Origin of the sequence: Xanthobacter sediminis (genome assembly GCF_043195015.1) — a bacterium.
GTDB lineage: Bacteria > Pseudomonadota > Alphaproteobacteria > Rhizobiales > Xanthobacteraceae > Xanthobacter.
Map to the genome: position 1 here is coordinate 356420 of NZ_JBAFWH010000004.1, position 25364 is coordinate 381783.

The window sequence follows — 25364 nt, forward strand, 5'->3', positions numbered from 1 at the left end:
GGTGCCGGCGGCGGCGGTCGTCGGGGCGGCGGCGGGTGCCGCTCGCCATGATGCGGACCGGTGGGGCCGGCCGGTCCGGGATCGCCTTTCGCTGGCCGCGGCTGGCGGCAATCGTCCTGAATGATCGCGCTTGCGCGTGTTCCTTGCTTCGGGCGGGCCCTAGACCCGGCGCACCTTGACCTGCGCGGCTTCCGCCCGGCGAATGGCGATGTCGGTCGCCTTGCCCGCGCGGACGACGAGAGGCCCGCCGAACCATCCCCGCCGCACCATGGACACCTGGCGCGACGCGCTCACGCCCATGGCGCGCAGCCGCACCGAGAGTCCGTGCTCGAAGACGCCGGCCTCCACCGATTCGACGACGCCGCTCTCGCCGGGCTGCAGGTTGGCGAGGGTCGTGATCTGGCCTGCATGGGCGAATTTCGGGGATGAATCGTGCATCTCAAACCTCGGAGCCGGAAATGTCGCGGAAGATGAAAGGCGTGCCTGTGAAGATCGCGCGGGGTGAGCGCGCCGCGCGCATAACGCGCGCAGCCGGGAGATGAGGCGTTCGTCGGCGCGTGCCGGCGCAGGCGGTGCTGGAAAATTGCATACATGGGCCGGGCTGGCGGGCGGGGCGGGCAAGGTGCCCGGAGGGCGTTCCGTGTTCCCGCGGGGAAATCCCCTTCATTGTCGCCATCACGCCGTCCGCCATGCTCAGGAGCGGGACCCGTCCTCAACCGGGTACCCGACAGGTGCCCTAAGCTGTAGCACTTTAGCGCTTCTTGTGTAAGTGCCTGAAAATCATTGTAATTATAATTGTTCTAAGGTGCGGGGCCGGTCTGCCCGCGGCGCACGAAAAAGCCCCCTCCCGCGGCGCGGAAGGGGGCTCGTTTCATCCGAGGTCCGGAAGGGCTCAGGCCTTGCGCGCGCCGGTGTGGACCAGCGTGCCCACCTGCTCGCCGCGCAGGGCGGCGGTGAGGCGGCCGGGAACGAGGCCGTTCACCACCTGCACCCGCTCGATGTGGCGGGCGGTGGCCATCACCTCCAGCAGGGCCCGGTCGAAGGGCAGGGGGCCCTCCTGCTTGGCGAGGTCGGCATAGGTCGTCTCCGACAGGAACTGCGCCTTGCCGCCCTCGGGGCCGTTCGGGTCGGCGGTGTAGACGCCGTCCACATCCTCCACGATCGTCAGCCCCGCCGCGCCGAGCGCGTCGGCCAGCAGGAAGGCGCCGGTATCGGCCCGGTGCACGGGGATGCGGGTGCCGGGGAACTCGTGGTGGTGGAAGGGCGGGAAGGCGCTGCCCACCACCGCGCGGGCGGCGGCGAGATGGATCGAGAGCTGGCCCGCGATGGTCGGGTGCTCGATGTAGGAGACCCCTTCCGGCGCAAGCAGCGAGGCGAGGATGTGGCCATTCTGCCCGGCCTCGCTCGCCGCGAGCGGCGCGAGCGAGCCCACCGGCAGGCCGAGGTCCAGGCCCACGCTATAGAGGTGGCGGGCGCGCACGCCGGCGCCGGTGACGATGAGCATGCGGTGCTCCGGCAGGAGCTTGCGCAGCTCATCCACGATCGGGAGGATGGCCTCCGGGCCGCGGTCCATGATGGAGCGGCCGCCGATCTTCACCACCTGCAGCCAGGGCAGGAGGCGGATGGGGCGCACCCCCGCCACCGGGCGGGTGAGGTGGCTGTCGAGAAGGGTCTGGCTCGCGAGCGGCGAGGCGACGTGCTTGATGGCGCTGGTGGTTTCAGACATTGCGTGCGCTCCTCAGCTCGCGGTGATGATGGTGCCGACGTGCTCGCCGTTGAGCGCGCGGGTCAGGTTGCCGGGCACGAGGCCGTTGACGACCTGGACCTCGCGCACGTGGCGGGCGGACTTCAGCAGGTCGAGCATCGGGAACTCGAGGATCGAGTCGGCGAGCCCGCGCGACTTCATCTCGTCCACCGAGATCTTCGGGATGAAGGTGGCATCCTTCGAGGTCTTCGGGTTGGCGGTGTAGAGGCCGTTCTCGTCTTTCACGAAGATCATGGCCTTGCAGCCGAACTGCTCGGCCAGCAGGAAGCAGCCGGCATCGGTGCGGTAGGGCGGGATGACCCCTTCGGCCGCCGGGCGGGTCCACAGCGAGTAGGGAGGCATGCCGCTGAAGACCACCGCGTGCACCTCGGCCAGGGTCAGCGGAACCGCCGACATGCCGGCGCCGCTCACGGTGGTGATGCCGTGCTTGGCCAGGAGCTGGCCGAGCATCTCGGCATTCTGGTTCGCCACGGAGGCGCCGAGCTGGGCGAGCACGCCCGCCGGCAGGTTCAGCTCCGCGGCGATGGAGTAGAGGTGGCGGGCGCGGGTGCCGGCGCCGGTGCCGATGAGGAGCTTGTGCGCCTTGCGGGCGGTGACGATTTCATCCACCAGCGGATAGACCGCTGAGCGCCCGCGGTCGATGACGCTCTGTCCGCCGATCTTGATCACGGTCGCATCGGGCAGGATCCGGAAATCCTCGGCCGTGTCGGCCGCGGCCAGAAGCTGCGGGTCGGTCAGCGAGCGCTGCATGAGGAGCGCCTCGAGTTCTGCCGTCGTGTTGGCCATCGGTTACCCTTTCGGTGTTGGCATCGCTTGTTATTTCTTGGGAAAGCTCAATACGGCCCAGCTATTTACCGTGCAATATGCAGAATTTATGCGTGCTTCTCCCCGCCGGGAAAGAACGACACGGAATGCACAAGGGCGCTGGCCGGGGCAGGGCGCGGGAAGAGCGATCACGCGCTCGTGTGGGCCGAAGCGGAATGCGGGCCGTCGACGGGCCGCGCGCCATTGGCGCCTTCCCTCGGAATGCATGAGAGGCCATCATGCTCCAGCTCCTCTTCCGTCACCGGCGCCCCGCGCCGCTGGGGCATCCGGGGTACGCGTGCCGTGTCAGCGGCGTTGAATGAAGGGGTGGCTTCATCGCATGGCATCGTTAGGCCAGTTCGACGACGTTATCTATGCGATCTATGGCGCAGCGCTGGATCCGGAGCAGTGGCCGGCCGTGCTCTCGAAGATCGGCGCCGCCTTCGAGGGCGAGGGCGCGATCGTGCTGTTCTACAAGGAGGACGCGCGCTCGGAGTTCATCCATGCGCCGGAGCTGGAGGGAGCGGTGCGCGCCTATCTCGACGGCGAGTGGTGGACGCGCGACCTCCACGCCCTGCGGGCCATCGAGCATCATTTCCGCGACGGCGACGTGATGAGCGACTTCACCATCGCCTCCCAGGACGAGATGGAGACGCATCCCATCTACACCGAGTTCTTCCGCAGCGTGGGTTTCGGCTGGCTGATGTCGGCCATCATGCTGCCGGACTTCGGCTACCTCGTCGCGCTCTCGGTGCCGCGCGCCAAGGCCAGGGGCCCCTTCGGCGCGGAGGAGATGGAGATGCTGCGCATGCTGAGCCGGCATGTGGAGCAGGCGCTGCGGCTTTCCATGCGCATCGCCAATCTCGACACCTCGCAGGTGGCGATGCTCGCGGCGCTCGATGCGGTCTCCGCCGGCATCTGCGCGCTCGACGCGGACGGGCGCCGGGTACTGGCCAACAAGAGCGCCCGCGACCAGTTCGAGGATTACTTCTGCGATCCGGACGGCCGCATGGCGCCCCGCCAGCCTTCTGAGCGGGCTCGCTTCCTCGCCATGGTGGAGGCCGCCCGGTGCGTGGGCGAAACCGACCAGCCTCCACGCTCCTGCATCGTCACCGGGAAGGCGGGGCAGCGCCTCGCGGTGTGGGCGCTGCCGGTCACGGTGGAATCGCGCCGGCGCATCGGCGGGCAGGAAGGGGAGGCGCGCGTTCTCATTGTCGCCGTGCCGCTGGAGCACCAGCAGATGGTGGCGCCCGCGGTGATCCGCGACATGTTCGGCCTGTCCCTGGGCGAGGCGCGCCTCGCCTCGCTCATCGGCGGCGGCGTGGCGTTGCAGCAGGCCGCCGACAGGCTGGGCATCACCCAGGGCACCGCGCGGGTGGTGCTGAAGCGCGTGTTCTCGAAGCTGGGTATCAACCGGCAGACGGAGCTCGTGCTCCAGCTCTCGAAGCTGGGCGGGTGGTGAGCGTGGAGGCCGGGCGAAGGTGCCGGGCCATCTCATGTCGGTGTAATCGGAAAATATAAGCCGCAGCGCCGTTAGATCCCATTTGGGATATGGTCGATCCAGGTCTTGGCATTAACTGAAGGGCAAGCGATCGGCCTGCGGAAACTCATCGCGTCGACATCCGGAAGAAGGTGAATGCGCGCCCTGGGCCAGGCTCGGGATCGGGGAAGTTGCGTCAACTTGCCCTAAGGTCTTTGATCGTCAATGGAGCCGGTTACCGTTATCGTGACGGTCCGGATGTCTTGATGGAGGTATGGAGCGCCATGACTTTGCCACTCACCGGCATCAAGGTCATTGATTTCACGGGTGTTCAGTCTGGCCCCTCCTGCACGCAGCTCCTGGCGTGGTATGGCGCCGACGTCATCAAGGTGGAGCGTCCCGGCGTCGGAGACGTGACCCGTCGCCAGCTTCGGGACATTCCCGACCTCGATGCGCTCTACTTCACGATGCTGAATGCCAACAAGCGCTCGGTCGAGTTGAATACGAAAACTCCCGAGGGCGAGAAGATCATGGAGCAGCTCATCAGGGAGGCGGATGTTCTCGTCGAGAATTTCCACCCCGGCGCCATGGATCACATGGGCTTCACCTGGGAGCGCCTGCAGGAGCTGAACCCGCGCCTCATCTTCGGCTCCATCAAGGGCTTCAACGACGAATCGCCCTATGCCGACATCAAGAGCTACGAGAACGTGGCCCAGGCCGCCGGCGGTGCCCTTTCCACCACCGGCTTCTGGGACGGCCCGCCGACGGTGAGCGCCGCCGCGCTGGGCGACAGCAACACCGGCATGCACCTGCTGATCGGCCTGCTCACCGCGCTCGTGGGGCGCGAGCGGACCGGCAAGGGCCAGCGCGTCACCGTCTCCATGCAGGACAGCGTGCTCAACCTCTGCCGCGTGAAGCTGCGGGACCAGCAGCGGCTCGACAAGCTCGGCTACCTGGAGGAATACCCCCAGTATCCGAACACGCCGTTCGGCGACGCGGTGCCCCGCGGCGGCAATGCCGGCGGCGGCGGCCAGCCGGGCTGGGTGCTGAAGTGCAAGGGCTGGGAGACCGATCCCAACGCCTATGTCTACTTCACCATTCAGGAGCAGGACTGGGGCCCCACCGCCGAGGCCATCGGCCATCCCGAATGGAAGGATGATCCGAAGTACAACACGCCGGAGGCCCGCCAGCCGCACATCTTCGACATCTTCGCCGAGATCGAGAAGAAGCTGGTGACCATGACCAAGTTCGAGGCCGTGGAAGAGATGCGCAAGTTCGGCATCCCCATCGCGCCCGTGCTCTCCATGAAGGACATCGCCCACGACGAGTCCCTGCGCAGGAGCGGCTCGGTGGTGGAGGTGGAGCAGAAGCTGCGCGGCAAGTTCCTCACCGTAGGCAGCCCCATCAAGTTCTCCGACTTCACGCCGAACATCACCAGCGCGCCGCTGCTGGGCGAGCACACGGACGAAGTGCTCACCCATCTCGGCTACAGCGCCGACCAGATCAAGGATCTGCGCGCGAAGAAGGTGATCTGATCGCACCATGTTCGCACGCCGGCCGCCGCTCCCTGAACGCATGGCGGCCGGCGCGTTTCCCGGAAGATCGAGGCAGCAATGGCAGGCGAAACGGAAAACCTCACCGACGGCGCGCACCTCGTCATCGATGCGCTGAAGCTCAACGGCATCGACACCCTCTTCGGCGTGGTGGGCATCCCGATCACGGATCTCGCCCGCCTCGCCCAGGCGGAGGGCCTGCGCTACATCGGCTTTCGCCACGAGCAGCCGGCCGGCCACGCCGCCGGCGTCAGCGGCTTCCTCACCGGCAAGCCGGGCATCTGCCTTACGGTCTCCGCGCCGGGCTTCCTGAATGGCATGGTGGCGCTCGCCAACGCCACCACCAACGGCTTCCCGATGATCCTCATCTCCGGTTCCAGCGACCGGGCCATCGTCGATCTCCAGCGCGGCGACTATGAGGAGCTGGACCAGATGAATGCCGCCAAGCCCTATGCCAAGGCGGCCTACCGCGTGAACCGCCCTGAGGATATCGGCCTCGGCGTGGCGCGCGCCATCCGCACGGCGGTGTCGGGCCGTCCGGGCGGCGTCTATCTCGACCTGCCGGCGGACGTCATCAGCGCCACCATCGACGCCGCGGCGGGCAAGCGCTCCCTCATCCAGGTGGTGGACCCCGCGCCCCGGCAGCTTCCGGCGGCCGATGCCGTCGCCCGCGCCCTGGCGCTGCTCGCCGGCGCGAAGCGGCCGCTGATCGTGATTGGCAAGGGCGCCGCCTATTCCCGCGCCGAGGATGCCATCCGCCAGTTCGTGGAGGCGACCGGCATTCCCTTCCTGCCCATGTCCATGGGCAAGGGCGTGCTGCCGGATACCCATCCCCAGTGCGCGGCGGCCGCCCGCTCCCTGGCGCTGAAGGAGGCGGATGTGGTCCTGCTCCTGGGCGCGCGCCTCAACTGGCTGCTCGGCCATGGCAAGAGCCCGGAATGGGCGCCGGATTTCCAGCTCATCCAGGTGGATATCCACGCCGCCGAGATGGATTCCAACCGCCGGGTGGCGGCCCCCGTGGTGGGCGACATCCTCTCCAGCGTCGAGGCGATGCTGGCCGGCCTGCCGGCCGCGGGGGTGAAGCCGCAGACGGCCTGGAACGACGCCCTCGACGCCCACAAGGCGGTCAACCGCGAGAAGATGGAGAAGCACCTTGCGGCCAATCCGAGCCCGATGGACTTCTTCAGCGCGTTCGGCGCCATCCGCAAGGTGGTGGCCGACAAGCCCGACCTCTACATCGTGAGCGAGGGTGCGAACACCCTCGACATCGGCCGCAACCTCATCGACCAGCATTTGCCGCGCCACCGGCTCGATGTCGGCACCTGGGGCGTGATGGGCGTCGGCCTCGGCAATGCCATCGGCGCCGCCGTGACCACCGGCAAGCAGGTGCTGGCCATCGAGGGCGACAGCGCCTTCGGCTTCAGCGGCATGGAGGTGGAGACCATCTGCCGCTATGGGCTGCCCGTCACCCTGGTCGTGCTCAACAACGGCGGCATCTACAAGGGCGACGACCACAACCGCAGCGGCGGCAGCGATCCCGCTCCCACCGTGCTCGACCTCAAGGCGCGCTATGATCAGGTGATCGAGGCCTTCGGCGGCAGGGGCTATCACGTGGAGACACCCGCCGCGCTCGCGGAGGCGCTCGCGGAGGCGCTCGCCTCCGGCAAGCCGGCCCTCATCAATGCGGTCATCGATCCCCACGCCGGCACCGAGAGCGGACACCTCACGAACCTCAATCCGCAGAGCGCCGTGAGCCATAGCTGAACCTGCGTCGCCGGGGCCCTTCATCCGCGCGGAGGGAGGGTCCTTGCACGTTTCCCCCGCGAGCCGTCCTTCCCCTTCGAGGTGCCCATGTCCGAAGCCGACGCGCCCGCCGGCGCCAATTCTCCCGACGGCCCGCTCAAGGGCCTGCTGGTCATCGACCTTACGCACATCCTCAACGGCCCGTTCGGAACCATGATCCTCTCCGATCTCGGGGCGCGGGTCATCAAGGTGGAGGAGCCCGGCCACGGTGACGACACACGCACCTACGGGCCGTTCGTGGGGGACCAGTCGCTCTACTTCTCGTTCCTGAACCGGGGCAAGGAAAGCATCATCCTCGACCTGAAAAACGAGGGCGACCGCGAGGTCTTCCTCAACATGGTGCGCAAGGCGGACATTCTGGCCGAGAACTACAAGCCGGGCACCATGGCCCACCTGGGCCTCAGCTATGACGAGCTGTCCGCGATCAACCCGCGGCTGATCTATGCCTCGTCCTCCGGCTTCGGGCAGACCGGGCCCATGGCGCAGTTCCCGGCCTACGACACCATCATCCAGGGCATGAGCGGCATCATGATGGATACCGGCCTGCCCACGGACCCGCCCACCCGCGTCGGCACCTCCATGTCGGACCTGTGCGGCGGCATCTTCATGTACGCCGGCATCACCTCCGCGCTCTATGCCCGCGAGAAGACCGGGCGCGGAACGCACGTGGACATCTCCATGTTCGACGCCACGCTTTCCTTCCTGGAGCACGGCTTCATGGCCTATGTGGCCACCGGGAAGGCGCCGCCGCGCATCGGCAACCGCCATCCCTACATGGCGCCGTTCGATGTGTTCGAGGCGGCCGACAAGCCGTTCGTGATCGCCACCGGCTCCGACCACCTGTTCGCGCAGCTCTGTGCCGCGGTCGGGCGGGGCGATCTGGTGGAGGACGCGCGCTTCCGCACGAACCCGGACCGCAACCACAACGTGGCCGCGCTGAAGGCGGAGCTGGAGGCGGCGCTGAAGGCACAGCCGGCGGCGCACTGGCTGAAGGCGCTGCACGAGGCGGGAGTGCCGGTGGGCCCCATCCTCGACGTGGCGGAGGCCATCGAGCATCCGCAGACGGCGGCGCGCAACATGGTGATCGAGGCCGGCGGCCTGCGCATGCCCGGCAATCCCATCAAGCTCAGCGGCTATGAGGACCCCCTGAAGCGCCCGGCCGCGCCCGCCCTCGACCAGCACGGGGCGGCGCTGCGGCGCGAATTCGAGGCCTGATCGCGCGCTGATTGGCCGTCATCGTGGATTTCTCACCGGGCCCCCGCGGGGGGGGCGATGCGTTCGCGTGTCGGCTTCAAAGATGTTTTCAGAGCTAAGATGAGTATCCAACATGGGATATTGAGTGGATATCCCCGATCTGCAAAGCATTAATGTCTTGAGGTGTTGGTTGTTGTGCGGGTTGCGAGGGGCGCTCTGCGTCACTTCGCGCGCGTTGGGCGGTGTCCCAGGGCGGTCGTCGGCCAAAGCGGCCGCAGCCCGCCGGCCAGCCTCGGAAACACTCGGCTGGATAAGGAAAGGGGCGCCTCGTGAGCAGTGCAGTCATTCATGATCATCCGGAGAAGATCCGCTTCCCGCTGATGGAGAAGCGCACCGTCGGGTTCTTCCTGGCCTTCATGGCGGGCCTGATGAACGCATGGACCCTGGCCCATGCGCAGACCTTCGCCACCGTGCAGTCGGGCAACGTGGTGCAGAGCGGCTATCGCCTGGTGGAGGGAGACTGGCCGGCCTTCATCTTCGCCATCGGCTCGGTGGTCGCGTTCGGGCTGGGGTCGGCGGTGTGCGGGGTGCTGATGACCACGCGGCTGCGCCGCGGCCACATTTTCACCCCCGTGGTGCTGTGGTTCGAGTGCATCGCGCTCGTCGCGCTCGGTGTCGCCTCGCGGATGGGGCTGATCGATCCCCACACCGTGGCTTATGCGGTCAGCTTCGTCGCCGGCGCCCAGGGCAACGCCTACCACAAGAACCATGGCATGCTTTATGGCAATGTCGCCGTGACGTTCGTGGTACAAATGGCCTTCAACTTCGTCGCGCAGAGCCTGTTCCGGAGAGACGGCATCAACGGCGAGCCGAACCTGATGTGGGCCGGCATCTTCTTCTCGGTGCTGGTGGGTTTTGCCGCCGGTGGTGCCGTCGGTTTCTACGTGGACCTGCGGGTGGTGGATCACGCGTCGCTGTTCCTCGCTGCCTTCATCTCGCTGGTGCTGGCGGTGGGCGCGATGCGTGCGCCGAAGACGGCGGACCCGACTTCGGGTGGCCTCATCGGCTGACCTTGTGGCGGCGGCGACGTGGTGTCGCCGCCGCCACCGGGCTCGCGTGACGCAACATCCGCGGCACCCTTCCCGGTGCCGCCCTGAAGGGAGAGGTGTGCCATGAGCAAATCCCCGATCGAAGGCGTCGCGCCTTATTCCGGCCCGGCCGGAGGATGGGACGCGCTGGCCGCGGTGGCGAAGGCGGTGCGCAACGAGATGGGCGCGAGCACCAATACCCGCGCCCTCATGGAGATGAACCAGCCCGACGGCTTCGACTGCCCCGGCTGCGCCTGGCCGGACCCGCGCCACACCTCCTCGTTCGAGTTCTGCGAGAACGGCGCGAAGGCGGTCACCTGGGAGGCGACCTCCAAGCGGGTGACGCCCGAATTCTTCGCGCAGCATGCCGTCAGCGAGCTGTGGGACTGGCCGGACCACGCGCTTGAGGACGCCGGCCGCCTCACCCATCCCCTGCGCTACGACGCCGGCAGCGACCGCTTCGTGCCGGTGAGCTGGGCTGAGGCCTTCTCGGGCATCGCCGCCCGGCTCAATGCCCTGGAGCATCCCGGCCAGGCGGAATTCTACACCTCGGGCCGCGCCTCCAACGAGGCGGCCTTCGTCTACCAGCTGTTCGCGCGCACGCTCGGCACCAACAATTTCCCGGACTGCTCCAACATGTGCCACGAGCCCACCAGCGTGGGCCTGCCGCAGTCCATCGGCGTGGGCAAGGGCACGGTGACGCTGGAGGATTTCGACCAGGCGGACCTCGTGTTCTGCATCGGCCACAATCCCGGCACCAATCATCCGCGCATGCTCTCCACGCTGCGCGCCGTGTCTCTGCGGGGCAAGCCCATCATCGTGCTCAATCCGCTGCGGGAGCGCGGGCTGGAGCGCTTCGCCCCGCCGCAGGACCCGGTGGAGATGCTCACCCTCTCCTCCACGCCGCTGGCCTCGGCCTATCACCAGGTGAAGGTGGGCGGCGATGTCGCGGCGCTGAAGGGCATCATGAAGGCGCTGCTGGCGGAGGATGCCGCCCGCACCGCGCGCGGCGATGAGGGCCTGCTCGACCGCGCCTTCATCGCCGAGCACACGGCAGGCTTCGAGGGCCTCGTGGCGGATATCGCGGCCACGGGCTGGGATGAGATCGAGCAGCGCTCCGGCCTCGCCCGCGTGGCCATCGAATCCATCGCCGAGGTCTATTGGTCGTCCGAGCGCGTCATCGCCTGCTATGGCATGGGCATCACCCAGCATCGGCACGGCACCGAGAACGTGCGGCAGATCGTGAACCTGCTGATGCTGCGCGGCAACATGGGCCGGCCCGGCGCCGGCATCTGTCCCCTGCGCGGCCATTCCAACGTGCAGGGCGACCGCACCGTCGGCATCACCGAGATCCCCGCCGAGCCTTTCCTCGCGCGGCTCGACAAGGCGTTCGGCATCTCCGCCCCGCGCGCACACGGGCACAATGCGGTGAAGGCGCTGGCGGCCATGGTGGACGGCTCGGCGCGCGCCTTCATCGGCCTCGGCGGCAACTTCGCGGTGGCCATGCCGGACCCGCAGGCCGCCTTTAGCGCCTTCCGCAAGCTCGACCTGAACGTGCAGATCATCACCAAGCTGAACCGTTCGGCGCTGCTGACGGCGGCAAACAGCTACATCCTGCCCTGTCTCGGCCGCACCGAGCTCGACGCGCGCAACGGCGTGCCGCAGGCGGTGACGGTGGAGGATTCCATGTCCATGGTGCACGCCTCGCGCGGGCGGCTGAAGCCGGCCTCCGACGAACTGCTCTCGGAGGTGGTGATCCTCACCTCCCTGGCGCGCGCCACCTTCCCCGGCAGCGCGATCGACTGGGAGGGCATGGCCGACGATTACGACAAGATCCGCGACAAGATCGAGGAAGTCTTTCCCGACTTCTTCGACTTCAACGCCCGCATCCGCCAGCCCGGCGGCTTCCGCCTGCGGGTGGACGCCTCGAACCGTAAGTGGGACACGCCGGACGGCAAGGCCCATTTCCTGGTGGCGCCCGGCACCGACGAGGACGACGGCCTCGACGACAATACCCTGGTGTGCACCACCCTGCGCAGCCACGACCAGTACAACACCACCATCTACGGCATGAACGACCGCTATCGCGGCATCACCGGCCGCCGCGACGTGGTGTTCGTCAATGGCGAGGATCTCGCGCGGCTTTGCCTCGCCGAGGGCGACCGGGTGGATGTGGTGGGCCGCGCCGGCCGCGTGCTGGAGGGGCTGACGGCGGTCACCTATCCCATCGCCAAGGGTTCGGTCGCGGCCTATTACCCGGAGGCGAACGTGCTGGTGGATCACGGGGATTACGACCGCGAATGCGGCGTGCCCGCCTATAAGTCCATCCCTGTCACGCTCCGCGCCGCCGCAGCCTGAGAGGAGACGCTTCGGCGCGCTCGCCGACCTCATGGCCATAATGGGCGCAGGGGTGTTTTCGAGCGAAGCAGGTGCCGTTGCGCGTGACGAAAATGCGGTCACGTGATGCGACCGGAATTGCCGTCGCCGCCTGACTGTCAGGGTGCTCTCCCGCCCGCTTCATGCCAAAGGCCCGCGAGCTTTTCTCAGGGCTCCTTGGTCAAGCCTGTGCGGTGCTTGAGAGCATTTTTAAGCGAAGTGGGTGCCGGCCGGCGTGAAGAAAACGCGTGATGGCGAGAGCCTGGAGTGGTTTCTGCGAGCCAATGCGAGCGGAAATCATTCCAGTGGCACCCATTTGTGAGCGCCCCCCACTTCGGCGTCAGCCGGCGGCCGCGACCGGCGGCGGCGCGAAGCGGCGGGCGGTGGCCTTGCGGCTCACCTTACCGTTGGGCGTGCGCTCCAGATGGTCCACGAACACCACCTTGCGGGGGCATTTGTAGGTGGCGAGATGGGCCGCGCAATAAGCGAGGATGGCCTCTTCGGCCGTTGCTTCCTCCGGGCGGGGGACCACGAAGGCGGTGATGATGCTCACATCCTCGCGCACCCGCGTTTCCGCCACCGCCGCTTCCGCGACGCCGGGGCAATGGGCCAGCACCTTCTCCACCTCCATGGGCGAGACGCGGTAGCCGAGCGCGTTCATCAGGTCGTCGTTGCGGCCATGGAACCACAGCCAGCCGTCGGCGTCGAACGCGGCGAGGTCTCCGCCCACGAACCACTCGCCGCGATACACGGCGGCCTCTTCCTCCGGCCGGTTCCAGTAGCCCAGCATGAGGCCGGGGTCGGAGCGGTGGACCGCCAGCAGGCCGGTTTCCCCCGTCGGCAGCGGCGCGGTGCCGCCCTCGATCGGCAGGATGGCGATCCGCCGGCCGGTCTGCGGACGGCCGGGGGAGCCGGGGCGGATCGGCTCGCCCGGCCGGCTGGAGATGAAGGTGGAGATTTCGCTCATGCCGAGCGATTCATAGATCCAGGTGCCGGTGGCGGCGTGCCAGTCGGCCAGCAGCTGCGGCGCCAGCGCCTCGCCCGCCGCCACCCCGTGGCGCAGGCTGGAGAGGTCCAACGCCCCAAGGTCGCAGTTCTTCAGGATCTGCCGGTAGACGGTGGGCACGGCGGCAAAGATGGTCGCGCGCCATTGCTCGATCAGTTTCGGCCACACGGCGGGATCGCGCGGGCCGTTGTAGATGACGCTGGTGGCGCCGCAGGCCCAGGGGTCCAGCAGGCCCACGCCGAGGGTGTAGGTCCAGTTCACGGCGCCCGCGTGGAGCAGCACGTCGCCTTCCGCGAGGCCCAGCCAGTCCTTGTGCATGGGCTGGCGGCCGAGTACGGCGCGCTGGGCGTGCACCACGCCCTTGGGCCGGCTGGTGGTGCCGGAGGTGTGGACGAGATAGGCGGGGTCGTCGGGCCCGGTGCGGGCATAGTCGGCGAGGGGCGCGTGGGCGGAAAGGCGCGCCATGTCGTCCGGATCGAGCACGATGCAATGGGCGAAGGCGTTGCGCTCGGCGAGATAGTCGCGCCCCAGCACCACGGCGGAGGCGCCGGAATCGTTGGAGAGGGCGACCACCTCTTCCTCTGTGAGCTGGGCCGAGGTGGGCTGCGCCACATAGCCGGCGGCGATGATGGAGAGGAAGGCGAGGACGAAGCTGGAATCGTTGCCGGCGCGGATGAGGATGCGCGCCTGCGGCGGCAGGCCGAGGCCCTGGAGGCCGGCCGCGATGCGCCGCACCGTGGCGTCGAGCGTGCCGTAGGTCCATTCCTCGGTGGCGCCGGCGGCGCCCACCAGGGCCAGTGCCCGTCGCCCGCCGAAGCGCTGCGCCTGGTGGGCGAGGCAGTATTCCGCAAGGTTGAAGTGCGTGGGAGCCGAGGGGGAGGAGGCTTGGGTCATGGTCTTGTCCTCGGAAATGGCGGCGGCGGGCGCGATGTCCCGCGTGCTGGGGAATTATACCACCGGCTCCGGTCTTCGAACGGCGCCTGCCGGCTCTTTCCTACGCGCCGCGCGGGCTTGGCCGGAAGGCTCGCGGGCAGGGCCTTGCGGTCTTTGGAAGAAGGCGCCGGCCGCGCCCGGCGTGGCGCGGCTGGCGAGGGGGCCTCACATGCCCAGCAGGCGCGGCACGAACATGGTGACGCCCGGCACGTAGGTGATGAGGGCGAGGAAGCCGAGCATGGCGAGCAGCCACGGCATCACCGCCACCGTGAGCTCGCTGATGCCCATCTTCGTGATGCCCGATGCCACGTAGAGATTGAGCCCCACCGGGGGGTGGCACATGCCCACCTCCATGTTCACCACGATCATGATGCCGAAGTGGATGGGGTCGATGCCGAGCCGCACCGCCACCGGGGTGAGGATGGGCGCCATGATGAGCACGATGGAGGTGGGCTCCATCACGTTGCCGGCCAGCAGCAGCAGGATGTTCACCATGAGCAGGAAGCCGATGACGCCGAGGCCGAGGCCCACCATCCATTCCGTCATCGCCTGCGGGATGTTCTCATTGGTCATGAGGAAGGAGAACAGGGCCGCGTTGGAGATGATGTAGAGCAGCATCGCCGACATGTTGGCGCTGGAGAGCAGCACCTTCGGCACGTCCTTCAGGCCCATGTCCTTGTAGACGAACACCGCGATGATGAAGGCGTAGACCGCGCTCACCGCCGCCGCCTCGGTGGGGGTGAAGGCGCCGGTGTAGATGCCGCCGATGACGATGATGATGAGCGCGAGGCCCCACGCGCACTCCCGGAAGGCGGTCCAACGCGCCTTGAAGCTGGCGCGCGGCAGGCGGGGATAGTCGTTCTTCCACGCCCGGTACCAGGTGGTGGCGCCAAGCAGCAGCGCCAGAAGCAGGCCGGGCACGATGCCGGCGATGAAGAGGTCGCCGATGGAGGCGGAGGTGACGCGCTCGCCGTTGGGGCCGGTCATCTGCAGGCCGGTGGTGGCCACCGAATACATCACCATCACGATGGAGGGCGGGATGAGGATGCCCAGCGCGCCCGAGGTGGTGATGACGCCGGCGCCGAAGCGCTGCGGGAAGCCCTGGGCCGCCATGGCCGGCAGCAGGATGGAGCCGATGGCCACCACGGTGGCGGGAGACGAGCCCGACACCGCCGCGAACAGGGCGCAGGCGAGCACGCCGGCGAGCCCGAGCCCCCCATGCCAGTGGCCGACGAGGCTGGTCGCGAAACCGATGAGCCGTCGTGCCACGCCGCCGTGGGTGAGGAAGTTGCCGGCGAGGATGAAGAACGGGATCGCCATGATCTCGAACTTCTCGATGCCCGTGAACAGTTTCTGAGCGACGATGTCGACCGGAATTTGCGTCAGCGTATAGACGAAGGTGAGCACCGTCATGCCGAGCGCGATGGAGATCGGCATGCCCGTGAGCATGAGCACCAGGAACAGGCCGAAGATGATGGCGGCGCTCATCGGCGGACATCCTGCGGAAAGAGGGCGGACTTGTCGGTGCCGGGCAGCTCGTCGAGCCCTGCCACGTGCCCGTGGTCATGGACCGGCAGCGCGCCCGTGCGCAGGAACGACCAGGTCACCTGCAGGAACCGGAAGCACATGAGGTAGGAGCCGAAGGGAATGGCGAGATAGACGATCCAGGAAGGCAGCTCCATCTCCGCCGTCATGTCGCCGAAGCCATAGCGGGCGATCACGAATTTCAGCCCGAAGGAGCCCACCACCGCCGTGAATACCGCCCCGCACAGCAGGCCGAACAGAATGAGCCAGTAGCGCCGCGAGGGGGTGAGCGCGTTCACCAGCACGTCCACGCCCACATGGATGCCGGTGCGCACGCCGTAGGCGGCGCCGATCTTGGCCATCCACACGAACATGATGATGCAGGCCTCCTGGGCCCAGCCCAGGTTGATGCCGCGCACATAGGGGTAGAGCATCGGCACGCCGGCCGCGTAGCGCTGGGCGACCGCGACGAAGATGAGCAGCGTGGCCGCCGCCATCAGCACCGAGATCAGCGTTTCTTCAAGGTAGTCGAGCGTGTGGACGAGCGCCTTGGCCGGGCCCTCCGCGCGGATGCGGTAGCCGAGATAGCCGAGGAACACCGCGGCGAGCACCGCGAGCATGACGTAGAGCTTGTGGAGCGGGTCTTCCATGGGTCCTCCCAGTCCCGGAGCCGGCCGAAGGCCGGGCGGAGGGGAAAAAGGGGCGCGCTCCGACAAGAGCGGAGCGCGCCGCACGCGGCCGGGAGGTTACTGGCCGACAGCCCGGGTGGCTTTGAGGACCTGATCGATGGTGTCCTGGCCGATGCGCGAGGACATCTCGGAATAGACCGGCTCCATGGCCTTGCGGAAGGCAGCGGTGGCCTCCGGCGTCGGCTTGGCGAGGGCGATCTTGCCGGACTTCCTCATGGCTTCCAGCGCCTCGTCATTCTCGGTCTGGGCGATGGAGTTGGCGTAGAGGGTGGCTTCCGCCATGGCCTTTTCGAGCTGGGCGCGGGTGTCGGCGGGCAGGGCATCCCAGAAGGCCTTGTTCACGATCACGGCGTAGCCGATGTAGCCGTGGTTGGTCTCCAGGCCGTGTTTCTGCACTTCATAGTGCTTCTGGGTGTAGATGTTGGATGGCGTGTTCTCGGAGCCGTCCACCACGCCGGTCTGCATGGCCTGGTAGACCTCGGAGAAGGCCATCACCTGCGGCAGGGCGCCGATGGCACGGAACTGGGCCTCCAGAACCTTGGAGGACTGGATGCGCATCTTGAGGCCCTGGAAGTCCTTCGGCTGGGCCAGCGGCGTATTGGCCGTCATGATCTTGAAGCCGTTGTCCCAATAGGCGAGGCCCTTGATGCCCTTGGGCTCCAGCTTCGCGAACAGCTGCTTGCCCACGTCGCCGTCGGTGACGCGGCGCAGGGCCTCCTTGTCGGGGAACACGTAGGGCAGGTCGAACACCTCGAACGCACGCACCCCCAGCGGACCGAACTTGGCGAGGGAGGGAGCCAGCATCTGGACCGCGCCGAGCTGGAGCGCCTCCATCTCCTCCTTGTCCTTGTAGAGCTGGGAGTTGGGGTAGATCTCGACCTTGACCTTGCCATCGGTATACTTTTCGGCAAGCTCCTTGAACTTCTCCGCGCCCTTGCCCTTTGGCGTGTCGGGCGTGGTGACGTGGCTGAACTTGATGACCGTCTGCTGCGCCATGGCCGCGGGTGCGCCGAGAAGCGCGGCGCCGAGCACGGCGGCGCCGATGAGCGTGAACTTCATGATGTGTCCTCCCAATGTGTTGCCGGAAGGGCGGCCGGCGCGCTTTGTGCCGGTCCCTTCCTTGCCGCACTTCTTGCAGAAGCTGGTGCGTTCGTTCTGCGCATTATCCGGAAGCCGGCCATGTGCGCCAATAGAGAATGAGCCTAGCGGAGATAGAATGCGCTTATAACCATGTGTGCGGTGCACCCGTTGCGTTGCGATGCTTGCGATGCGGAAGCCGTTCAACCTGTCTCATGCGGCTTTCACCTGCGAGGTGCCCCGCTCACCTGGAGGTCGCGGGGCCAAGCCGCAGCCGGGCTCGCCCGCCCGCCGCGACACCGGAAAAATGCGCCAGGCATCTGAAACGCCTCTCGGTATTCGGTGGGCGTCCCAGCGTGTCGGAGGCTCCTTAAGCGTGCGCCTCCGCCACCATGCCCTGGGGGCCGCCGGGTGCGGCGGTCCAGAGCCGGACGGCACCGTCGCCCTTCGCCTCAGCGTGGAGGAGGAAGGGGCCGGTATCGAACAGGGGGGAGAGGCCGCGGAAGGAGAAGCGCGTCGGCGCGCGGCCCAATATCTCCGCCGCGAAGCGGTAGAGCAGCGTCGCCTGCAGCGGCCCGTGCACCACGAGGCCGGGATAGCCTTCCTCCCGCGTCACGTAGGGCTCGTCGTAATGGATGCGGTGGCCGTTGAAGGTGAGCGCGGAATAGCGGAACAGCAGCGCCGGGGTGGGGTCGACCTCGCGCCTGAACTGCCCTTCCCCCGCCGCCGGCAGGGCTCGCGCCGCGCCGCCGGGCGCGTCGAGGCCGCGATAGACGATGTCCTGGCGCTCGGTGAGCACGGTGCGCTCGCCGGCCGCGATGGTGTGCCGGACGGTGACGAAGCAGAGGGTGCCGGTGCGCCCCTCCTTGATGGAGAGATCCTCCACCCGCGAGGTGCGGCGCATGGTGTCGCCCACCCTCAGGTCGCCCTCGAACACGAACGCGCCGCCCGCCCACATGCGGCGGGGCAGGGGCACCGGCGGCAGGAAGCCGCCGCGCGCGGGGTGGCCGTCCGGCCCCAGCGCGTGCATCGGAACCGTGGGCGGGGCGAGGCACAGGTGGATGCCGCGCGGCGCTGCCTCGCCCTCGGCCGGGGTGCCCGGCTCCTCGTCAAAGGTGGCGCGGAAGCGCTGGACCAGCGCGGCGGTGACGGGCTCGCGCGCCACCTCCTCGCGGCCGATCCATTCGCGCAGGTGGTCGAGGTCGAGCTTCGGGGTGTCTGTCACGGCGGGCCTCCTCAGAACGAGCGCGGCAGGCCGAGGATGTGCTCGGCCACGAAGCTCAGGATGAGGTTGGTGGAGATGGGCGCCACCTGGTAGAGGCGCGTCTCCCGGAATTTGCGCTCCACGTCGTATTCGCAGGCGAAGCCGAAGCCGCCGTGGAACTGGAGGCAGGCATTCGCCGCCTCCCACGAGGCCTTGGCGGCGAGATACTTGGCCATGTTGGCCTGGGCGCCGCACGCCTCGTGCGCATCATAGAGCCGGCAGGCCTCGAAGCGCATGAGGTTGGCGGCCTCCACCTCGATGAAGGCCTCAGCGATGGGGAATTGCACGCCCTGGTTCTGGCCGATGGGGCGGCCGAACACCATCCGCTCGCCGGCATAGGCGGTGACCTTGTCGATGAACCAGTAGCCGTCGCCGATGCACTCGGCCGCGATCAGCGTGCGCTCCGCATTGAGGCCGGTGAGGATGTATTTGAAGCCCTGGCCCTCCTCGCCGATGAGGTTCTCGGCCGGGATCTCCATGTTGTCGAAGAACAGCTCGTTGGTCTCGTGGTTCACCATGTTGAGGATGGGGCGAACCGCCATCCCGCTCTTCATGGCCTCCTTGATGTCCACGATGAAGATGGAGAGCCCCTCGGACTTCTTGGCGACCTCCGCGAGCGGCGTGGTGCGCGCGAGCAGGATCATGAGATCGGAGTGCTGAACGCGGGAGATCCAGACCTTCTGTCCGTTGATGACGTAGCGGTCGCCTTTCCTCACCGCGGTGGTCTTGATCTTGGTGGTGTCGGTGCCGGTGGTGGGCTCGGTGACGCCCATCGACTGGAGGCGCAGTTCGCCCGAGGCGATCTTTGGCAGGTAGCGGCGGCGCTGCTCCTCCGAGCCGTGCCGCACCAGGGTGTTCATGTTGTACATCTGGCCGTGGCAGGCGCCCGAATTGCCGCCGGCGCGGTTGATCTCCTCCATGATGACGGAGGCTTCGGTGAGGCCGAGGCCGGAGCCGCCATACTGCTCGGGGATCAGGGCGGCCATCCAGCCGGCCTTGGTGAGGGCGTCCACGAACGCTTCCGGATAGGCGCGGGCCTCGTCCACCTTGCGGTGGTACTCGGCGGGAAAATCCGCGCACAGGGCGCGCACGGCGTCGCGGATGTCCTCGAACTGGTCGCTGCCGACGGTCTTCATGGGTCTTTGTCCCTGGGTCTTGTTCTGGTTGGGGCGCTCAGGCCCGCGCGAGGATGCGCTCGGCGCGCAGGCGCACCGGCGCGTCCACCATGGCGCCGTCCACGCTCACCACCGCGCCGCCCTGCGCGATGGCTGCCAATATCCGCCGCGCCCAGGCGATCTCCTCCGCGGAGGGCGCGAAGCCCGTCAGCACCGGGGCGATCTGGCTCGGGTGAATCATGAGCTTGCCGGCGAAGCCCAGCTCGGCCGCGTGCGCGGCGTCATCGGTGGCGAGGGCGGCATCGGCGAGGGCGGTGGTCACCCCGTCCACCGGCCCCTCCTGGCCGGCGAGGCGGGCGGCAAGCACCAGCTCGGAGCGGGCGGCCAGCAGCGCCGTCCGCGTATGGGCGCAGCCGAGGTCGGCGGCGAAATCGATGGAGCCGAACGCGAGGCGCGCCACCTGCGGCAGCGCCGCGAGGGCCCGCGCGCGGCCGAGGCCCGCCGCGCTCTCGATGAGGGCCACCAGGGGCAGGCCGGCGAGCTGGCGAGCTGCATGGATCAGGTCGTCGGTGGTCTCGGCCTTGGGCAGCACCACGCCAGCGAGGGGCAGGCGCGCGGCGAGGGCGAGGTCGTCCGCGTGCCAGGGCGTGCCGGCGCCGTTGATGCGCAGCAGCAGGGGCACGCCTTCCGGCAGGCCGGCGTTCAGGGCGGCCGCGAGCGCGGCGCGGGCCGCCTCCTTGTCCGCGTGGGCGACCGCATCCTCGAGGTCGATGATGACCGCATCGGCGCCGGCCGCCGCGGCCTTCGCGAAGCGCTCGGGGCGGGTGGCGGGAACGAACAGGGCGGCGAGCCGCCCCCTCCGGAGCGGGGAGGGGCGGGAGGCGGCGGTCATGGGCGGCATCCTGCGCTTTGCGATGCGCGCGGCCCGCAGGGCGCGGCGGCGTCGCGTGTCGGTGGATGAAGACTTGCCGCAAACCCGGCGCACGACGAAATACGGATTTGCGCTGGCCTTTAGAGGCCCAGCCTATAGCCGCCGGAAAAGCTTTTGCGCGCTGGGCCATAACATTGCGCTATGCCGCCTAGTTTTCAGTCCTATTTGTATTTCCCGGCGGGCACGGCGACCTTGCACGGGAGCGGGGCCGATCCGGCCGCGGCAGCCGGCGCGCGCGGCAAGGCCCCATCCCCGTCCAAATGAAGCTTTCCGGTGTTCCGATGCCCCGCGATCTCGAAGGATTACTTGTCGTCTCGGTCGAGCAGGCCGTGGCCGCGCCCTACGTCTCCGGCCGCCTCGCGGATGCAGGCGCCCGCGTCATCAAGGTGGAGCGCCCGGAAGGTGACTTCGCCCGCAATTACGACGCGCTGGTGCACGGCGAAAGCGCCTATTTCGTGTGGCTCAACCGGGGCAAGGAATCCATCTGCCTCGACCTGAAGGACGCCGCCGATGCCGCGGTGCTGGCCGCCATGATCGAGAAGGCGGACGTGTTCATCCAGAATCTCGCGCCGGGCGTCATCGATCGCCTGGGCTTCGCCCCGGACGATCTGCGCGCGCGCAACCCGCGCCTCATCACCTGCTCCATCTCCGGCTACGGCGAGGACGGCCCCTATCGTGACCTGAAGGCCTACGACCTGCTGGTGCAGGCGGAGAGCGGGCTCTCCTCCATCACCGGCAATGCGGCCGGGCTCTCGCGGGTGGGTGTCTCGGTGTGCGACATCGCAGCCGGCATGACGGCGTTCCAGGCGGTGCTCCAAGCCCTCATCGGCCGCGCGCGGAGCGGCGTGGGGCGGCACATTTCGGTGTCGCTCTTCCACGCGCTGGCGGACTGGATGAACGTGCCCTTCCTGCAATATGCCTATGGCGGCAAGGTGCCCGAGCGCGCCGGGCTCAGCCATCCCACCATCGCGCCCTATGGCGCCTATACCTGCGCCGACGGCAGGTCCGTGCTGTTCTCCATCCAGAACGAGCGCGAATGGGTGAATTTCTGCGCCGGCGTGCTGGAGGAGCCCGGTCTCGCCGCCGATCCGCGCTTCGTCGGCAACAGCCTGCGTGTCGCCAACCGGCCGGCGCTGGAGGAGCTGGTGTGCGCGGTGTTCGCCGCCCACCCGCGCGACGAAATGGTGGCGCGGCTGGAGAAGGCACGCATCGCCTATGGCCGCGTGAGCACCATGGAGGATCTCACCGACCATCCGCAGAACCGCTATGTGGAGGTGGAGACCCCCACCGGTCCGGTGCGCTGCCTCGCGCCCGGCGCGCTGTTCGACCGCACGGTGCCGCATTTCGGGCCGGTGCCGGCGCTCGGCGCGCAGAGCGAGGCGCTGCGGCGCGAGTTCGCGGCCCGAGCCTGAGAGCACGAGAGACGGGAGGAACCCATGGAGCAGACCGGGACCGCCGGCGCGGCGGCATCGCGGCCCGAGGGGGCGCCGCTCGCGCTCATCGCGGAGTGGCTTTCGCCCCTCGCCGGCCGGCGGGTGCTGGATGTGGGCTGTGGGGGTGGGGCGCTGGCGCGCGAGCTTGCGGCGCTGGGGGCGCGGGTGAGCGGCGTCGATCCGCTGGCGGAGGCGGTGGCGGCCGCGCGCGTTCTGGTGCCGGAGGGCACGTTCATGGAGGCCGGCGCCGAGGCGCTGCCCTTCGCGGATGGCGCTTTCGACGCGGTAGCGCTGCTCAACAGCTTCCACCACGTGCCGCCGGCCCTGATGTCTCCGGCCCTCGACGAGGCGATGCGCGTCACGAACGGCCCGGTGCTCGTGGTGGAGCCCCTGGCCGAGGGGCCCTTCTTCGAGGTCATGCGGCCGGTGGAGGACGAGACGGACATCCGCCGCGCGGCGCAGGCGGTCATCGCCCGACATGTGACGGAGGGGCGCGCGTGCCTCTTGCGGGCGCGCGAATTTGACGACGTCCGCCGCTTTGCGGATGTGGACGCCTTCCTCGCCAAGGTGGTGGCGGTGGACCCCGCCCGCGCCGAGGCGGCGCGCAGCCTTCGGGGAGAGGTGGACGCCCTCATGGCGCGCTGGGGGCGCCCGGAGGGAGCGGCCATCCGGCTTGACCAGCCCCACCGGGCGGTGCTGCTCGCCCGGCCGGAGGGATGATCGCCCATAATTTCCAGCCGCTTTCGGGTGAAGTGCTATAAGCTTCTCCTCTAACAAAAAGGGGAGACGCCATGGACCTGCGCCAGCTGCGCTATTTCGTGACCATCGTGGAGATGGGCTCCTTCTCCAAGGCCGCCCATCGCCTGTGCGTCGCGCAGCCGGCCTTGAGCCAGCATGTGCGCAACATGGAGCTGGACCTGGGGGTGGAGCTGCTGTTCCGCAGCCCCCAGGGCGTGCGCCCCACGGAGGCGGGCGAGACGCTGGTGCGCCACGCCCGGCTCATCCTCACCCAGGTGGAGGTGGCGCAGGAGGCGGTGCGGCGCGGCCAGAGCGAGCCGGAGGGCGAGGTGCGCTTCGGCCTGCCCGGCACGGTGAGCGAGATGCTGTGCGTGCCGCTCCTCAGCGAGGCGCGCCGGCGCTATCCCAAGATCAAGCTGCGGGTGGCCGAGGCCATGAGCGGCTTCGTGCTCGACTGGCTGCGCGAGGGCAAGATCGACCTGGGCGTGCTCTACCGCTCGGTGTCGGACCGCACGCTCCAGGCCCGGCGCGTGCTCTCGGAGGAATTGTGTCTGCTCGGGCCGGCGCGCTCGGCGGAGCTGCCCCACCCGCCGGAAGGGCCGGTCTCGTTCGCGGCGGCGGGGGATTTGCCCCTGATCCTGCCGAGCCCCGGCCACGGCCTGCGGGAGCTGGTGGAGGAGCGGGCGCTCGCCGAGAACGTGCGCCTGAGCACCGTCATCGACATCGACACCTACGGCCAGATCAAGCTGCTGGTGGCGGGCGGGCTCGGCTATTCCGTGCTGCCGCGCACGGCGCTGCGGGCGGAGGTGGCGCAGGGCGTGCTGCGCATCTGGCCCATGGGCGACCCGGTGCTCTCCCGCAATCTCTACCTGGTTCGCCCGTCCGACCGGCCGCTGTCCAACGCCGTGCGCGCCATCGAGGAGCTGGCCCACGCCACCCTGGTGAAGCTGGTGCGTGAGGGCGCATGGCCCGCCGAGCTGGTGGAGGACGAGCCGGACACGGCCGACCTCCTGGCCTGGGCTGCCCGTTGAGGGCACCGCGCAGTGCGCGGCTGAAGCTGCATTGCACTTATTGCATTGCAGCTTTACGTTTTTGTCATACGTCGCGGCCCACCGCACAAAATAGTCAGGCCTCCAGCAGCGTCTACGGCCCTTCTCCACGGGCCAAAATCAGCAATAGTGCGGTTTTTCGGAAGTTGGCATCGCTCTTGCCATGAGAAGAGGCAAGCGCCGGGCGGGGTCATGAAGTTTTGCCGCCCGGTGACAAGAAGCAATGTTCAACGGGAGGAAGACCAGACATGGCCATGACCGGAATCCTGCGTCCGGGGCACGCCCAGCTGCGCGTGCTGAACCTCGACGAGGCCGTGCGTTTCTATCGCGACGTGCTGGGGCTGGTGGAGACCGGCCGCGACGACGAGGGCCGCGCCTATCTCAAGTGCTGGGACGAGCGCGACCATCACAGCCTGATCCTGCGCGAGAGCGACCATGCGGGTATCGACTTCATCGGCTTCAAGGTGCTGGACGAGGCGACCCTCGACCAGCTCGAGCGCGACGTGCGGGCCTATGGCATCGACACCGAGCGTCTGCCGGCGGGGGAACTCCTGGAGACCGGAGAGCGCGTGCGCTTCCGCCTGCCCACCGGCCACCTGTTCGAGCTCTATGCCACCAAGTCCTGGTTCGGCAACGGCCTGCCGGAGGTGAACCCGCCGCCGTGGGCGCCGGAGGCCGACCGTGGCATCGCTCCCACCCGGCTCGATCACTGCCTGCTGTACGGGCCCAATGTGCTCGCCAACAAGCCGCTGTTCATGGACGTGCTGGGCTTCCACCTGGTGGAGCGCATTCTGGGGCCGGTGGAGGCGGGCGAGCCGGAGATCGGCCTGTTCCTCTCCTGCTCGCACAAGACCCACGACATCGCCTTCGTGGAGTATCCGGAGCCGGGCAAGCTGCACCACCTCTCGTTCCGCATGCCCACCTGGGAGCGCGTGCTGCGCGCCGGCGACATCATGGGCATGAACAAGGTGCCCATCGACATGGGCCCCACCCGCCACGGCGTCACCCGCGGCGAGACCATCTATGCCTGGGACCCCTCGGGCAACCGCTTCGAGACCTTCGCCGGCGGCTACGAGCCCTATCCGGACGGGCGCACCATCACCTGGACCTTCGACGGCTTCCCCCATGGCCTCGACTTCCCCCATGGCAAGCTGCACGACAGCTTCCTCACGGTGGTGACCTGAGGCGGCGCCCATGGAGCCCGCCGATCCCCCGCGGGAGATCGAGCCCGCGCATCTCGACACCAGCCGCCGCTTCGTCCGCGTCACCCATGAGCGGGCGACGGGCTTCGTGGAGTTCGACTTCGCCATCGGCGAGCCGGACCTGTTCGTCGAGATGATCCTCGGCCGGGAGGCCTTCGCGGCGTTCTGCGCCGAGAACCGGGTGGAACCCTTCCCGCCCGACCCGGCGCGCGCCGATGCGCGCAGCGATTTCGACTGGCGTCTCGGCGACGCCACCGGCACCCGCAGCCGGTGATCCACGCCGGCGCTCCGCCCCGTGCGGAGCGCCCTCCAGGGCATTGCCCCCAGCACCGAAACAAGA

At 68.4% G+C, this 25364-nt stretch carries 21 protein-coding genes; 11 read left to right on the plus strand and 10 right to left on the minus strand.

Going from position 1 to position 25364, the window contains the following annotated elements:
• Positions 1 to 159 precede the first annotated feature (159 nt).
• The 3 genes from V5F61_RS07640 to V5F61_RS07650 form a co-directional block, all read right to left on the minus strand.
• Positions 160 to 438: a FeoA family protein gene (locus V5F61_RS07640; RefSeq protein ID WP_393988891.1), complete on the minus strand. Its 279-nt coding sequence runs from the start codon at positions 436 to 438 to the stop codon at positions 160 to 162.
• A 454-nt stretch (positions 439 to 892) separates the two neighbouring features.
• Positions 893 to 1726, minus strand: a complete 834-nt coding sequence (locus V5F61_RS07645) for an amino acid kinase family protein (protein WP_393988892.1) — start codon at positions 1724 to 1726, stop codon at positions 893 to 895.
• 12 nt (positions 1727 to 1738) lie between these two features.
• Positions 1739 to 2551, minus strand: a complete 813-nt coding sequence (locus tag V5F61_RS07650) for an amino acid kinase family protein (RefSeq protein ID WP_393988893.1) — start codon at positions 2549 to 2551, stop codon at positions 1739 to 1741.
• Between the two features lie 358 nt (positions 2552 to 2909).
• Between V5F61_RS07650 and V5F61_RS07655 the strand changes: the two genes are divergently transcribed.
• The 6 genes from V5F61_RS07655 (at position 2910) to V5F61_RS07680 (ending at position 12045) form a co-directional block, all read left to right on the plus strand.
• Positions 2910 to 4031 (plus strand): helix-turn-helix transcriptional regulator, encoded by a 1122-nt coding sequence (locus V5F61_RS07655; protein ID WP_393988894.1) that lies wholly within the window; start codon positions 2910 to 2912, stop codon positions 4029 to 4031.
• Between the two features lie 302 nt (positions 4032 to 4333).
• On the plus strand, positions 4334 to 5584 hold the full coding sequence (gene frc / locus V5F61_RS07660) for a formyl-CoA transferase (protein ID WP_393988895.1): 1251 nt from the start codon (positions 4334 to 4336) through the stop codon (positions 5582 to 5584).
• A gap of 78 nt (positions 5585 to 5662) precedes the next feature.
• The gene (gene oxc, locus V5F61_RS07665) at positions 5663 to 7366 is read left to right on the plus strand and encodes an oxalyl-CoA decarboxylase (protein ID WP_393988896.1); all 1704 of its coding nucleotides are present in this window, start codon (positions 5663 to 5665) and stop codon (positions 7364 to 7366) included.
• An 87-nt stretch (positions 7367 to 7453) separates the two neighbouring features.
• Positions 7454 to 8620: a CoA:oxalate CoA-transferase gene (yfdE, locus tag V5F61_RS07670; protein WP_393988897.1), complete on the plus strand. Its 1167-nt coding sequence runs from the start codon at positions 7454 to 7456 to the stop codon at positions 8618 to 8620.
• 308 nt (positions 8621 to 8928) lie between these two features.
• A complete protein-coding gene (locus V5F61_RS07675) occupies positions 8929 to 9669 on the plus strand; it encodes a YoaK family protein (protein ID WP_393988898.1) in 741 nt (246 codons plus the stop codon).
• 102 nt (positions 9670 to 9771) lie between these two features.
• Positions 9772 to 12045, plus strand: a complete 2274-nt coding sequence (locus V5F61_RS07680; protein WP_393988899.1) for an FdhF/YdeP family oxidoreductase — start codon at positions 9772 to 9774, stop codon at positions 12043 to 12045.
• 358 nt (positions 12046 to 12403) lie between these two features.
• Here V5F61_RS07680 and V5F61_RS07685 read toward each other — a convergent pair whose 3' ends face one another.
• The 7 genes from V5F61_RS07685 to V5F61_RS07715 all read right to left on the minus strand — a co-directional run bounded on the left by V5F61_RS07685 (position 12404) and on the right by V5F61_RS07715 (position 20563).
• A complete protein-coding gene (locus tag V5F61_RS07685) occupies positions 12404 to 13963 on the minus strand; it encodes a class I adenylate-forming enzyme family protein (protein ID WP_393988900.1) in 1560 nt (519 codons plus the stop codon).
• 204 nt (positions 13964 to 14167) lie between these two features.
• Entirely contained in the window at positions 14168 to 15490 is a 1323-nt protein-coding gene (locus V5F61_RS07690) for a TRAP transporter large permease (RefSeq protein ID WP_393988901.1), read from the minus strand.
• Complete coding sequence (locus V5F61_RS07695; RefSeq protein WP_393988958.1) at positions 15487 to 16023, minus strand: TRAP transporter small permease; 537 nt, start codon at positions 16021 to 16023, stop codon at positions 15487 to 15489. The genes V5F61_RS07690 and V5F61_RS07695 overlap by 4 nt, the downstream gene beginning before the upstream one ends.
• 249 nt (positions 16024 to 16272) lie before the next feature.
• Complete coding sequence (locus V5F61_RS07700) at positions 16273 to 17274, minus strand: TRAP transporter substrate-binding protein (RefSeq protein ID WP_393988902.1); 1002 nt, start codon at positions 17272 to 17274, stop codon at positions 16273 to 16275.
• Between the two features lie 388 nt (positions 17275 to 17662).
• Positions 17663 to 18517, minus strand: a complete 855-nt coding sequence (locus V5F61_RS07705) for an HTD2 family dehydratase (RefSeq protein ID WP_393988903.1) — start codon at positions 18515 to 18517, stop codon at positions 17663 to 17665.
• Between the two features lie 11 nt (positions 18518 to 18528).
• Complete coding sequence (locus tag V5F61_RS07710) at positions 18529 to 19692, minus strand: acyl-CoA dehydrogenase family protein (RefSeq protein ID WP_393988904.1); 1164 nt, start codon at positions 19690 to 19692, stop codon at positions 18529 to 18531.
• Positions 19693 to 19729: 37 nt separating this feature from the next.
• Positions 19730 to 20563, minus strand: coding sequence for an HpcH/HpaI aldolase/citrate lyase family protein (locus V5F61_RS07715; RefSeq protein WP_393988905.1), 834 nt, complete (start codon positions 20561 to 20563; stop codon positions 19730 to 19732).
• 320 nt (positions 20564 to 20883) lie between these two features.
• Between V5F61_RS07715 and V5F61_RS07720 the strand changes: the two genes are divergently transcribed.
• From V5F61_RS07720 to V5F61_RS07740, 5 genes are all read left to right on the plus strand, one after another.
• Positions 20884 to 22014, plus strand: coding sequence for a CaiB/BaiF CoA transferase family protein (locus V5F61_RS07720; RefSeq protein ID WP_393988906.1), 1131 nt, complete (start codon positions 20884 to 20886; stop codon positions 22012 to 22014).
• A 24-nt stretch (positions 22015 to 22038) separates the two neighbouring features.
• Complete coding sequence (locus tag V5F61_RS07725; RefSeq protein WP_393988907.1) at positions 22039 to 22755, plus strand: methyltransferase domain-containing protein; 717 nt, start codon at positions 22039 to 22041, stop codon at positions 22753 to 22755.
• 71 nt (positions 22756 to 22826) lie between these two features.
• Positions 22827 to 23804 carry a LysR family transcriptional regulator gene (locus V5F61_RS07730; RefSeq protein WP_393988908.1) on the plus strand — a complete coding sequence of 326 codons (978 nt, stop codon included), beginning with the start codon at positions 22827 to 22829 and terminating at the stop codon, positions 23802 to 23804.
• Between the two features lie 266 nt (positions 23805 to 24070).
• Entirely contained in the window at positions 24071 to 25006 is a 936-nt protein-coding gene (locus V5F61_RS07735) for a catechol 2,3-dioxygenase (protein ID WP_445329452.1), read from the plus strand.
• Between the two features lie 10 nt (positions 25007 to 25016).
• A complete protein-coding gene (locus tag V5F61_RS07740; protein ID WP_393988909.1) occupies positions 25017 to 25298 on the plus strand; it encodes a phenol hydroxylase subunit in 282 nt (93 codons plus the stop codon).
• Positions 25299 to 25364: the final 66 nt, after the last annotated feature.

Coding starts and splice junctions, on each gene's coding strand:
- V5F61_RS07640 (WP_393988891.1), bottom strand. CDS start 438: ATGCACGATTCATCCCCGAAATTCGCCCATGCAGGCCAGATCACGACC.
- V5F61_RS07645 (WP_393988892.1), bottom strand. CDS start 1,726: ATGTCTGAAACCACCAGCGCCATCAAGCACGTCGCCTCGCCGCTCGCG.
- V5F61_RS07650 (WP_393988893.1), bottom strand. CDS start 2,551: ATGGCCAACACGACGGCAGAACTCGAGGCGCTCCTCATGCAGCGCTCG.
- V5F61_RS07655 (WP_393988894.1), top strand. CDS start 2,910: ATGGCATCGTTAGGCCAGTTCGACGACGTTATCTATGCGATCTATGGC.
- frc (WP_393988895.1), top strand. CDS start 4,334: ATGACTTTGCCACTCACCGGCATCAAGGTCATTGATTTCACGGGTGTT.
- oxc (WP_393988896.1), top strand. CDS start 5,663: ATGGCAGGCGAAACGGAAAACCTCACCGACGGCGCGCACCTCGTCATC.
- yfdE (WP_393988897.1), top strand. CDS start 7,454: ATGTCCGAAGCCGACGCGCCCGCCGGCGCCAATTCTCCCGACGGCCCG.
- V5F61_RS07680 (WP_393988899.1), top strand. CDS start 9,772: ATGAGCAAATCCCCGATCGAAGGCGTCGCGCCTTATTCCGGCCCGGCC.
- V5F61_RS07685 (WP_393988900.1), bottom strand. CDS start 13,963: ATGACCCAAGCCTCCTCCCCCTCGGCTCCCACGCACTTCAACCTTGCG.
- V5F61_RS07690 (WP_393988901.1), bottom strand. CDS start 15,490: ATGAGCGCCGCCATCATCTTCGGCCTGTTCCTGGTGCTCATGCTCACG.
- V5F61_RS07695 (WP_393988958.1), bottom strand. CDS start 16,023: ATGGCGGCGGCCACGCTGCTCATCTTCGTCGCGGTCGCCCAGCGCTAC.
- V5F61_RS07700 (WP_393988902.1), bottom strand. CDS start 17,274: ATGAAGTTCACGCTCATCGGCGCCGCCGTGCTCGGCGCCGCGCTTCTC.
- V5F61_RS07710 (WP_393988904.1), bottom strand. CDS start 19,692: ATGAAGACCGTCGGCAGCGACCAGTTCGAGGACATCCGCGACGCCGTG.
- V5F61_RS07715 (WP_393988905.1), bottom strand. CDS start 20,563: ATGACCGCCGCCTCCCGCCCCTCCCCGCTCCGGAGGGGGCGGCTCGCC.
- V5F61_RS07720 (WP_393988906.1), top strand. CDS start 20,884: ATGCCCCGCGATCTCGAAGGATTACTTGTCGTCTCGGTCGAGCAGGCC.
- V5F61_RS07725 (WP_393988907.1), top strand. CDS start 22,039: ATGGAGCAGACCGGGACCGCCGGCGCGGCGGCATCGCGGCCCGAGGGG.
- V5F61_RS07730 (WP_393988908.1), top strand. CDS start 22,827: ATGGACCTGCGCCAGCTGCGCTATTTCGTGACCATCGTGGAGATGGGC.
- V5F61_RS07735 (WP_445329452.1), top strand. CDS start 24,071: ATGGCCATGACCGGAATCCTGCGTCCGGGGCACGCCCAGCTGCGCGTG.
- V5F61_RS07740 (WP_393988909.1), top strand. CDS start 25,017: ATGGAGCCCGCCGATCCCCCGCGGGAGATCGAGCCCGCGCATCTCGAC.